Source organism: Pseudomonas putida, from assembly GCF_025905425.1.
Classification (GTDB): domain Bacteria; phylum Pseudomonadota; class Gammaproteobacteria; order Pseudomonadales; family Pseudomonadaceae; genus Aquipseudomonas; species Aquipseudomonas putida_AF.
The window spans coordinates 2,583,430-2,595,055 of record NZ_CP109603.1 but is presented as its reverse complement, the minus strand read 5'-3'; the positions used below and the strand labels follow the sequence as shown (position 1 = coordinate 2,595,055).

Genomic DNA, 11,626 nt, shown 5'->3' with positions numbered 1-11,626 from the left:
CATATACCTTGCTCAGCCTCCTCGCAGAGTTCTTGTGTCCCGGAGGTGCAGCATGTCGACCCCGCTCAAAGGCCCCGTCCTGTCATCACTCGTACTGGCCCTGCTCGGCTGGGTAGCGACCAGCGAGGCAGCTGTGCAGTGCCAACGCACCTTGGTCGCCAATGTGGTGGCACTGGACCAGCCACTGATGTTCAACCGCCTCGGCGCGCAAAACGCCAATGGCATGATGTTCGCCCTGCGCGAGGATGTGGTGGACGAGCACCAGGTTCCGCTCGGTAAAGGCGGGGCTGCCGTGCCAGGCAAAGTCACCCTGCGCCCGGACAAACGCCCACGGCCCATCGTGTTGCGTGTGGCCGCAGGCGACTGCCTGACCGTCAACCTGACCAACCTGCTGGCCTATCAGGCCAACCCCAACAAGCACGGTATCGACCACGAAGAGAACGAGGCCGAAGGTGAGGAGGGGGAAGGGCCGGAAACCGAGTTCGAGAACCAAGGCGGCGAGCACTTCGTCGCTGATGAGCAAGTCAACGACCGCCACGTAGGCTTCCAGGTCAACGGCATGCAAGCGGTCAACAGCATTGGCGATATCGCCGCCAACACCGGCCGCAACGGCAACTTCCTGGTGTCACCGGGCAACACCCGCAGCTACACCCTGTATGCCGAACGCGAAGGGGCGTTCGCCGCCACCAGCCAAGGTGCGACCTTCGGCGGCCAGGGCGGCGCCGGCAACGTTGCCAATGGCTTGTTCGGCCAGGTGGTGGTGGTGCCCAAAGGTGGGCGTACCTACCGCAATACCCTGACCGAAGAAGAAATGCGCCTGGCCACCACCGGTCGTACCGCCACGGGCCAACCGGTAATCGATTACCAGGCTCGCTATCCGCAGGCCGAGCCGTGGATCACCGAAGGCAAGGCCGGTAAACCGATCATCGCCATGGTCGATGGCAACGAGATCCTCAACAGCGAAACCGATGCCATCGTCATGGGCCCCAACCCGGACGGTAGCTTCCCCCGTTCGACCTACCCGCTGGAGAGCGTCAGCAAACGCAACCCGGCGTTGCCCAACCGGCTGGACGCGTTCCGTGATTTCGCCTCGCAGTTCGCCGACGAAGTGGCCGCGACTCAGGCTTTCCCCGGCTACTGGGCCGACCCGATCATGGGCCATGTGCTGGAGCCGACCCGCGACTCGTTCATGATCAACTACGGTTCGGGTGGCATGGGCGCGGAAGTCGTGGCCAACCGCCTGGGCGTGGGCCCGATGCACGACTGCCTGTCGTGTGCCTACGAGGAGTTCTTCCTCAGTGCCCACACCGTGGGCGATATCGGCACACTGGTGGACGTGCCGGCCAACGTCGGCCTGGAGAACATCCGCCCAGGCGAGACCCCGCCGGCCAATGCCGTGGGCGTCAAGGCCAGCATGGCCCTGTACCCGTCGGAACCGGCCAACGTCCACCACAGCTACATTGGGGACTTCACCAAGTTCCGCAACACCCACAACGGTCATGAACAGCACATCTTCCACTTGCATGGCCACCAGTGGCTGTTCAACCCCAACGACGACAACTCCGACTACGTGGACGCCCAGGGCATCGGCCCGGGCATCGGTTATACCTATGAGATCGCCAACGGCGGCTCCGGCAACCGTAACCGCGTCGCCGGCGATGCCATCTACCACTGCCACTTCTACCCACACTTCGCCCAAGGCATGTGGGCCATGTGGCGGGTGCACGATGTGTTCGAGGAAGGCACCCGGCTGGAGGTCAGTGGCCAGGACGCAAACGGCTTCCACAGCACGCCGTTTGCCCTTCGCAGCGGCAAACCGGCAATTGGCGCGCGGGCTTTGCCTGACGGTGAAATCGTTGCCGGTACGCCAATCCCCGCAATCGTCCCGCTGCCTGGCAAAGCCATGGCACCCATGCCGGGCAAGGTCGTCGTGGTGCCTAAGCTGGCAGAGCAATTGGTGGCTGCGAATGATCAGGGCGATGACGACGAGGAGGGCGACGATGACAATGGCCATGCCAACGCGGGGCCCAAGGCAGTCGGCTCCCTGGCGCTGGTCGACCGTAGCGAGACCAACCGTAACGCCGACGGCACCTTGAAAAACCCGGGTTATCCGTTCTGGATCGGTGGCATGGAAAGCAGCGTAGGCCAGCGACCACCGACCCCGCCGCTGGACATGCTCGACCCTGCGCTTGCTCAGCAACTGAAGAACAGCGGTAATGCCCTGTGGGCGAACCTGGACCCCAACCAGGTCGATGGCTGGGATGGCGGCCTCGGCCGGCATGCGCTGGACGGAGTCTCGGCAGGTGGTGAAGCACAGACCACCACCACCAAGCTGGATTTCTCCAAGGTGGTGCATAAGGCCAAGCCGATCTACCTGCCAGAAGAGGGCACCGAAGTCGAGCAGGCGGCCATGAAATTCCACGCCAAGGCCGAGCACCCCAGCTATGCGCTGATGCCGGGCAGCCAGCCCGTGGCGCGTAACTTCCGCACCAACGGCGCCCTGCCGACTGCCGGTGCGCCGTTCTTCGAACCGTGCATGGACGACCGTGGCAAGCGCCTTACCCAGTCCTCGGGTGTCGGCGAGTACGCCAGCGGCGAGAGCCTGACGGGCATGAACTTCCGTGGCGCCTCAACCTTCACCGCAGACCGCCCGCGCATCTACAAAGGCGCCAATATCCAGTTCGACGCGGTCTACAACAAGGTCGGCTACCACTTCCCGCAGGCGCGCATCATCGCCCTCTGGGAAGACGCCTGGCCGGTAATTACCAAGCAGCGGCCGCCAGAGCCGCTGGTGATGCGCATGAACACCTTCGACTGCACCATGTACCAGCACACCAACCTGATCCCGTCGATTTATGAGATGGACGACTACCAGGTGCGCACCCCGACCGACGTGATCGGCCAGCATATCCACCTGCCCAAGTGGGACCTCACCGCAGCCGACGGTTCGGCCAACGGCTGGAACTACGAGGACGGCATTCTCTCGCCCGGCAGTGTGGTCGAACGTGTGCATGCCATTCGCGCCTACAACGGTTGCACCGAAGGCGATAGCCGCGACGGTACCGCCGCCTGCCCGAAAGCCAAGCAGCATCCTTTCTTCGGACGCTTCGGCCGGGCCGACTGGCTCGGTGCGCGGACGGCCATGCAGCGTTGGTTTGCCGACCCGGTGGTCAACGTGCATAACGTAGACCGCGGCCTGGGCACCATCTTTACCCACGACCATCTCGGCCCATCGACCCACCAGCAGTTGGGCCTGTACGCCACCGTGCTGGCCGAGCCTGCCGGCTCCACCTGGTACCACGCCGAAACCGGCGAGCAACTGTACAACCCGTCTGCCCGCCAGGACGGCGGGCCGACCTCGTGGCAGGCGGTAATCAAGACCGGCGACCACGATGGCGATGGCAAGAACGATAGCTATCGTGAGTTCTTCCTTGAGTACAGCGACTTCCAGCATGCCTATGAAGCCGGTGTGTACGTTGGCGCGGGGCCGGACGGTATTCCCAATGGCCAGTCGTATCCGGCCACTGCCGACAGCTTCCGCTACGCCATCAACCCACCGGTACGGCAGAAAGCCTCGTCGCTGCTCGAATCGGTGGTCGAGTCCCGCGGCGGGCTGAGCCCAGGATGCCCGAGCCGGCCGTGCCCACAGGCCATTTCGGTGGATGACCCTGGCATGTTCGTCGTCAACTACCGCAACGAACCGCTGGCCCTGCGGGTGTTCGACCCCAACAAGGTGGCCCCGGACGGCAAGCGTGGCATGCAGGCCGACGGCCTTGGCGGCGACCTGAGCTATGCCTTGCAGAGCCGCACCGACCGCGCCATCCCGGCGATGAACATGGCGCCTTCGGCGATCACCTCGGCGGTAGGCCCGACCGGTGGCACCACGGTATTCCCACCGCACATCAACACTGCTGGCAGTGAGCCCGGTGACCCGTTCACACCGATGCTGCGCACCTACTCGGGCGACAACGTGCGGCTGCGCATGCACGCCGGTGGCCATGAAGAGGAGCACAACGTCACCTTGCACGGGGTCAAGTGGCTGCAGAATGGCTCGGGCTTCGGCAGCAGCTCCAACTCGGGGTGGAAAGCCTCGCAGATGATCGGTATCTCCGAGCAACTGGGCTTCATGGCGCCGGTGTCGATGATCTCCAGCTCCGCCGCCACCAACGGCGACTACCTGTACTCGCTGGACGCGGCACTGGAAGGCTACTGGAATGGTATCTGGGGCATCATGCGTAACTACACCACCTTGCGCCCTGACCTGTTCCCGCTGTCGAACAACCCGCAGCCGGTGGCCATGCGCAATACCGTGAACTTCGACGGTATCTGCCCGAAAACCACCGCCAACGCCAATGGCATTGGCACCCGGGCGACGGTCAAACGCAGCTACGAAGTCGTCGCCGCATTGGCCAACGATATCCTCGAGAACCGCCACGGGGTCAGCATCGCCGACCCGGCGGGTGCCGGCCAGCATGTCGGTGGCCCGCTCAAGGCCGCTGGCGGCACGCTGGTGTTCAACAGCCGCAAGACCAGCATCCCGCAGATCACGGTGATTGATGAGGAGGACGGCACCACCTTCACCGTCGGTGGCCACAGCGCGCCGCTGCATGACCCGACTGCCGTGCTGTATGTGCGCAAGGCCGATCTGGATGCAACCACCGGCAAGCTCAAACCCGGCGTACCGGTAGAGCCCCTGGTGCTGCGCGCCAATGCCGGCGACTGCATCAGCATCACCCTGGAAAACCGCTTGCCGTTGGTGATGCCTGACCTGCCGAGCACCGCAGTAATGCAGAACGTGGTCAAGCGTGACCGCAACGGCAGTGAAGGCTCCACGGCCTTCAACAACAACCTGATGCGGCCTTCCAGCCATGTCGGCCTGCATGCCCAGTTGCTGGCCTACGACATCACCAAGTCCGATGGTGCCAACGTCGGCCTCAACCCGGTGCAAACCGTGCCACCGCGTGCCGGCACCAGCGGCGCCTACCCGTCCAAGGTGTACCAGTACTACGCCGGCCACCTGGAGCGTGAAGGCAAGCCGGTGCTGCAACTGGGCCGCACGGTGGACAACATCAACACCACGGCGATCGAGTTCGGCGGCCTGAACCTGACCCCGTCGGACTTCATCAAACAACCGCAAAAAGGCCTGGTGGGTGCCATGAGCATCCTGCCGCAGACCGCCACCTTCACCGAAGACACCGCCAGTCGTGCCCAGGCCACGGTGAAAGTCACCGGCCAACCGGACTACCGCGACTTCGTCACGGTGTGGCAGCGCTCGATGAACATGCGCTGGGCTGATGGTCGCCCTGTGGAAGGTATCGCCACGGAAGGCAACGGCGTGCCGGGCGACCCTAAAGACAACGGCAACATGGCCATGAACTACAAGACCGAACCGTTGTGGCTGCGCTTTGGCATGGCGCCGGACGCACCCTTCGGCCATGCCGACGGCAATGGCTTCGCCGATGTGCCAAACGCCCACATGGCCTACAGCAACGCCCTGGTCGGTGGCGATCCACAAACGCCCGTGCTCTGGGCCAAGCCTGGCCAGCCAGCACGCAGCCATGTGCTGATGCCAAGCGGTGGCAGCCGCGGTATCACCTACCAGCTGGACGGGCACCTGTGGCCGCTGCATGCCTACCAGGCGGAGAAGAACGACGCCAATGGCTACCCGATGAACCTGCCTGGCATCGGCTCGGTGCGCTTCGGCTACAACCCGATGTCGATCTACATCGGTGCCCAGGAAAGCGTACTGCCGGCGGCGCACTTCAGCTTCATGCTGCCCAGCGCAGGGGGAGCCAACGCGGTGCCTGGGGACTACCTGTTCCGCGACTATGCCGCCTACGGCAACCTCTCGGGGCTGTGGGGGATCTTGCGGGTGACCAACGAAGCGCCGCCAGCAACGGCTGCCGAACAATAACGATAAAGGAGCGCGAGCATGAACAAGAAGACTCGCCCTGCTTACATGGGGGTAATGCTGGGGGTAGCGCTGATCGGCCTGGGCGTGGCGTACGAAAAGCTCTGGTGCGATCCCCGCGAGCTGTTGCAGGAGTCTGCCGACCCGCAGGCCCTGCATCGGCTGAGCCGGGACGGCGTGACCGTGGAGTTCGAGGCCCGGCCGCTGGCCGGGGGCGAGCTGCGTGAAGGCGCCTTCGCCAGCATCCGCTTCAAGGTCAGCGACCAGACCAGCGGCCAGCCGCTGTCGGGCATGGCGCCGGGCGCCTGGATCGACCCGGCGCAGTCAGCGCCGGTCGGCGACCGCGACCAAAGCTGCAAGGCCCGTGTCGCGCTGTTTCTCAAAAGCAGTATTGGCGCCCGGCCGTTGCTCGACCTCAACAGCTACTTCCTGTTGATGCTGAACAAGGATGCCAGCCTGACGGTCATCGACCCGACGGTGTCGGTGGGTGGCGTCACCAGCACCATGGCCCGTATCGAATTGCCGGGTCGGCCCATGGATTGGGCGGCCACCGGTGACGACAAACAGGTGTTCGTGTCGATCCCCGAGCGCGGCAAGGTGGCGGTGATCGATACCGAAACCTTCACCCGCGTGGCGGACCTGGAGGCTGGCGAGCAACCGACACGGGTGGCGCTGCAACCGGACCAGCATCGGCTTTGGGTCGGTAACAACAGCAGCGACCCGGCCAAGGGTGGGGTCACAGTGATCGACGTGCCCGGGCGCACTACGCTCAAGTCCTTCGCCACAGGCTCCGGGCACCACGAGATCGCCTTCAGCAGTGACTCGCATTATGCCTACGTCAGCAACCGCGACAGCGGCACCTTGAGCGTCATCGACATCCCCGAAATGCGCCTGGCCAAGACCCTGAAGGTGGGCCCGCACCCGCTGTCGGTGAGCTACTCGGCGCTGTCCCAGGCGGTTTACGTGGTTGATGGCGAAGAGGGCACGGTGCGGGTGTTCGATGCCCGCAGCCATCAACTGCGCCACACCGTCACGGCCGAGCAGGGCCTGGGCCCGATGCGCTTCAGCAGTGATGGCCGCTACGGCATTGTGCTCAACACCCTGGAGAACCAGGCCCTGGTGATTGACGCCAGTACCGACAAGCTCATCCACCGCATCCCGGTGGCGGCCGAACCGTATCAGCTGACCTTCACCAAGGGCTATGCCTACGTTCGTGGGCTGGCATCGCCCAAGGTCAGCATGATCAACCTGGGCAGCCTTGGCGAAGGGCGCGCGCCGATCGTCCAGGGCTTTGATGCAGGCCCCGCCGCGCCACGCCAGGCCGGCGACCTGCCACTGGCCCAGGGGTTGTCGGTGTCGCGTGACGACAACTCGGTGTTCGTGGTCAACCCGGTGGACAACACCACCTACTTCTATGCCGAGGGCATGAACGCGCCGATGTCTGGCTACAACAACCGAGGCCATCAGGCCCGGGCCGCCATCGTCGTCGACCGCAGCCTGCGCGAGGTGGCCCCAGGGGTGTACGGCTCGACGGTGAAAATGCCGGCGGCCGGCAAATTCGACGTGGCCTTCCTGCTCAACCAGCCGCAGATCATTCACTGCTTCAGCACCGATGTGGCCGAGGCGCCGAATGCCCGCAAGCACAAGGGCGCGCATGCCGAGTTCCTCGGCCTTGAGCAGCCGATGCCGCAGCACAGCGCCTTCACCGCACGGGTGCGCATCGTCGGCGACGACGGTGAGCCGCGCCTGGGCCTGAACGACCTGAGCCTGCGCTATTTCCTGGCGCCGTCGTCGATGCCGCGCAACCTGCGCCTGGAAGAGGTGGGCGAGGGCGTCTATCAGGCGGCCTTGACCCTGCCAGAAGCCGGCGCCTGGTACCTGCATGTGCAGTCGCCGTCGCTAGGGCGCAAGTTTGCCGAAGAAAACTACACCAGCCTGCGCGTCCTGCCGGCTGCGGTCTCCACGGCCGCGCAAGGGGACGCTTCCCAGCTGCAAATCAGGAGTGTGCGATGAACGCCAAGCATGCTTTTACACGCCTAGGCCTGAGCCTGGCGCTGCCCCTGTTATTGTCCAGCAACCTGGCCCTGGCCCACGCCGGGCATGACCACAGCGGCCATGCCGAGCAACCGCCTGCAGCGCGACAGGAGAAGGCCAGCCTGCGCTTCGCCGATGTCTCGCTGCTGGACCAGGACGGCATGCCGGTGCGCCTGGAGCGGGATCTGGTCGGTGATCACCTGGTGGTGATGGGCTTCATCTACACCAGCTGCACCACGGTGTGCCCGGTGGTGTCGTCGATCATGGGCAAGGTCCAGCAACAGTTGGGCGGCCGTGTGGGCGAGGAAATCCACCTGGTATCGATCAGCGTCGACCCCCAGCGCGATGACGCCAAGCGCCTGCAGAACTACGCCAAGTCCTTCCAGAAAGGGCCGGGCTGGAGCTGGCTAACCGGTACGCCGTACGCCATCACCGAAACCCTCAAAGGCCTGGGCAGCTTCAGTGCCGACCTGAGCCAGCACCCGCCGCTGATCCTGGTCGGTGACGGCCGCAGCGGGCACTGGACCCGCTACTACGGCTTCACCGACCCGGCGGTACTGGTCGAGGAAATCAACCGCCTCAGCGCCCGCCGGGTACATGCCAAGAGCACGGCCATTGCCGAGCATAGCGCCGAACACATTGCCGACGACAGCGAGGTGCAACCATGAGCCATCTGACCTCTCGCCGCGTCGGCATGCGCACGTTCGACTGGCTGGTACTGGGCGGCTGCCTGTGGATTCTTGCCTCGGTGGCCTTCGCCCATGAAGGCCATGCGCAGCAAGCACCCCAGCCACAGCCTGCGCCCCAGACCATGACCAGTGGCGGCGGCACCCGCGATGCCCAGACCTGGTTCACCGACACCGTGCTCAAGGACCAGAACGGCCGCGAGCTGCGCTTTTACAGCGACGTGCTCAAGGACAAGGTGGTGATGCTCAACGTGATCTTCACCCACTGCACTGACGCCTGCCCGCTGATCACCCGCAAGCTGCGGGAGGTGCGCGAAGCCATGGGGCCGGAGCTGGCCGGGCGGGTGACCTTCGTCTCGATCAGCAGCGACCCGCAGAACGACACCCCGGCGGCGCTCAAGGCCTTTGCCGAGAAGCAGGGCGTAGATGGCCCCAACTGGTTGTTCCTGACCGGCGACAAGGCCAGTGTCGATCTGGTACTGGGCCGTATCGGCCAGTTCCTGCCCAGCCCCGAGCAGCATTCCACGCAACTGATTGCCGGTGACGTGGCGGGCAAGCGCTGGAGCAAGATCCGCCCGGATGCGCCACCGGTGGCGATCGCGCAGCGCATGCAACTGCTGACCCAACCTCTGGCAGGGCGGTGAACATCATGAACCTTGCGCGCGCCAAAGCCCTTGTAGGCGCGGCCTTGTGTCGCGCGTGCGTGCTAGGTGTCAGCCTATGTAGCACTGCCTTCGCCCTCGACCTCACCGAGCACGAACAAGCGGGAAAACGCCTGTACCGCGAAGGCTTGTCGAGCAGTGACGCGCAGTTACTGGCGCGGGTGGGGGCCAGCGACATGAGCGTGCCGGCCAGCGTGTTGCCCTGTGCCAGCTGCCACGGCAGCGACGGCCGCGGCCGTGCCGAAGGCGGGGTGCGCCCACCGAGCCTTGACTGGCAACGCCTGGCGCTGGGCCAGGGCGAGCGACAGGCCAACGGCCGCAGTTACCCCGGTTACACCGACGCCAGCCTGGCCAGGGCGATCCAGCAGGGGGTGGACCCTGCCGGTAATCACCTCGACGCAGCCATGCCGCGTTTCGAGCTGACCTTGGCCGACCAGCGCAACCTCACGGCCTACCTCAAACGCTTGGCCGAGGACCGCGACCCAGGCGTTGAGGAGGGTGTGCTGCGGCTGGGGACGTTGCTCCCCGCAAGCGGGCCGCTGGCCGAAGCAGGCCATGTGGTGCGGGCGGTGCTCGAAGACGGCCTGGCGCAACTCAATCAGCAAGGCGGTGTGCATGGGCGGCGCCTGGAACTGGTGGTGCTCGACCCCGGCAGCGACCCGCAAAGCGCCGAGCAGGCTCTGCATCAGCTGTTGGACCAGGAGCAGGTGTTCAGCCTGATCTCGCCACTGGCGCCGATGCTCGACCAACGACTGGCGGCGGTGCTGGCGCAACAGAACGTGCCGCTGATCGGCAGTACCCCGCGCAGTGGCGGCAGTGCCCAGATCTTCGACCCCCTGCCGGGCTTGCCCGCGCAGCTGCTGAGCCTTGCCGGCCATGCCCGCACAGCCTTGGGCCTGGCTCCAGAGGGCCTGCGCGTAATCTATGCCGGTGACGAGCAAGCGCCGCTGGCCGAGCAGGTGCGCGAACGCCTAGTGCAGCAAGGCTGGTCCCCAGGCCCACTGCTGGCTTTCGATGGCCAGGCCGTGGATGGCCAGGGCATCGTCTTTCTTGGCCGCGCCCAAGCCTTTGCCGAGCTGGCTGCGACGCTCCAGGCGGCAGGCCGTCAGCCTTATCTGTTCGCGGCGTCCAGCCAGGTTGTCGGGGCGGTGGCGAGCTTGCCTGAGCAGTGGTCGCAGCGGGTTTTCCTCGCCTATCCATTCGTGCCCGAAGACTGGACCGAACAGGGCCTGGCGACCCTGGCTGGCCTGCAGCAACGCCGGGGCCTCGACCCGCGTCAGGCGTCCTTGCAGGTCAATACCCTGTGCGCCTTGCGCCTGCTCACCGAAGCGTTGAAGCAGATTGGCCGGGATGCCAGCCGCGAGCAGTTGATCAGCGCCCTGGAAGGCCTGCACGATGTCAGTACCGGTCTGACCCCGGCCTTGGGTTTCGGCCCCGGTCGCCGGCAGGGCATGGCCGGTGCCCACGTGGTTGCGGTGGCCTTGCCTGGGCCGCGTTTTACTTCGGTCACCCCGTACCGGCCTGTGCCGGACACTCCTTGAGCGGAGGTCGCCATGCGTATCCTGTTGCTGTGCCTGTTGCTGATGGTCGCCAAGGCGAGCTGGGCCGATGTGCCGGTCGCGCGGGTGAACGGTGTAGAGATCAATGCCACGCGCTTGGAGCGCTACTTCACCGAATACCTTGAAGCCCAGGGGCGAGCGGTGGCCAGCATCCGCAACCCGACCCTGTACAAGCGCCTGCGCGACCAGGCCTTGGACGATCTGATCGATAAGGAGCTGCTCTGGCAGGAGGCCCAGCGTCAGGGCATCGCCATCAGTGATGAACAAGTATCAGGCCATCTCGGCGAAGTGGAAGCGGCGTTTGGCAGCCCGACGGTGTTCGAGCGGCGGCTGGCGGAGGCGGGCTTTGATAGGGCAGAGTACGCTGAATACACCCGTCGCGAGATGGCGGCCCAGCAGGTGTATGCCCAGCTGAGTGCGGTCGACGCGCCCAGCCAGGCACACGTGGAGGCCTTCTATGAGGCCAATCGGCAAACACTGCAAGGAGCGCAGAACCAAAGTGATAACACTTCTGTCATACGGGAACAGGGCTTGGTATTGGCCAGGGCCACGCTCACGGGGCAATTGCAGGCGCAGGCCCGGCAAGCCGTGCGCCAACGTTTGCGCGAATCCGCTAAAGTGGAAATCGCCGACTGAGGCCCCTGATGGTGCTTCCCCAAAGCTGGGGAATAACGGCTTGGCAAAGTGCCATCAAGTTCCCCGGATATGGGGAACCGGGCGAGCCTGCCTGCTCGCAGCGCGCCGGGTGCTCTCGGGCACCCTTGCAAGATCAAC

The 11,626-nt window shown here is 65.1% G+C and carries 6 protein-coding genes; all 6 read left to right on the top strand.

All coding sequences use genetic code 11. The annotated features are described in order from the left end of the window. Positions 1–52: 52 nt before the first annotated feature. The 6 genes from mnxG to OGV19_RS11560 are packed head-to-tail and all read left to right on the top strand — an operon-like array spanning position 53 to position 11,488. Positions 53–5,914 carry a manganese-oxidizing multicopper oxidase MnxG gene (gene mnxG / locus OGV19_RS11585; RefSeq protein ID WP_264313488.1) on the top strand — a complete coding sequence of 1,954 codons (5,862 nt, stop codon included), beginning with the start codon at positions 53–55 and terminating at the stop codon, positions 5,912–5,914. 18 nt (positions 5,915–5,932) lie between these two features. Beyond that, positions 5,933–7,924 (top strand): cytochrome D1 domain-containing protein, encoded by a 1,992-nt coding sequence (locus OGV19_RS11580; RefSeq protein ID WP_264313487.1) that lies wholly within the window; start codon positions 5,933–5,935, stop codon positions 7,922–7,924. Next, entirely contained in the window at positions 7,921–8,613 is a 693-nt protein-coding gene (locus OGV19_RS11575; protein WP_264313486.1) for an SCO family protein, read from the top strand. The genes OGV19_RS11580 and OGV19_RS11575 overlap by 4 nt, the downstream gene beginning before the upstream one ends. Continuing rightward, positions 8,610–9,275 (top strand): SCO family protein, encoded by a 666-nt coding sequence (locus tag OGV19_RS11570; RefSeq protein ID WP_264313485.1) that lies wholly within the window; start codon positions 8,610–8,612, stop codon positions 9,273–9,275. The genes OGV19_RS11575 and OGV19_RS11570 overlap by 4 nt, the downstream gene beginning before the upstream one ends. Positions 9,276–9,280: 5 nt before the next feature. Next, positions 9,281–10,834, top strand: coding sequence for a cytochrome c/ABC transporter substrate-binding protein (locus OGV19_RS11565; RefSeq protein WP_264313484.1), 1,554 nt, complete (start codon positions 9,281–9,283; stop codon positions 10,832–10,834). A 12-nt stretch (positions 10,835–10,846) separates the two neighbouring features. Then, positions 10,847–11,488, top strand: coding sequence for a SurA N-terminal domain-containing protein (locus OGV19_RS11560; RefSeq protein ID WP_264313483.1), 642 nt, complete (start codon positions 10,847–10,849; stop codon positions 11,486–11,488). Positions 11,489–11,626: the final 138 nt, after the last annotated feature.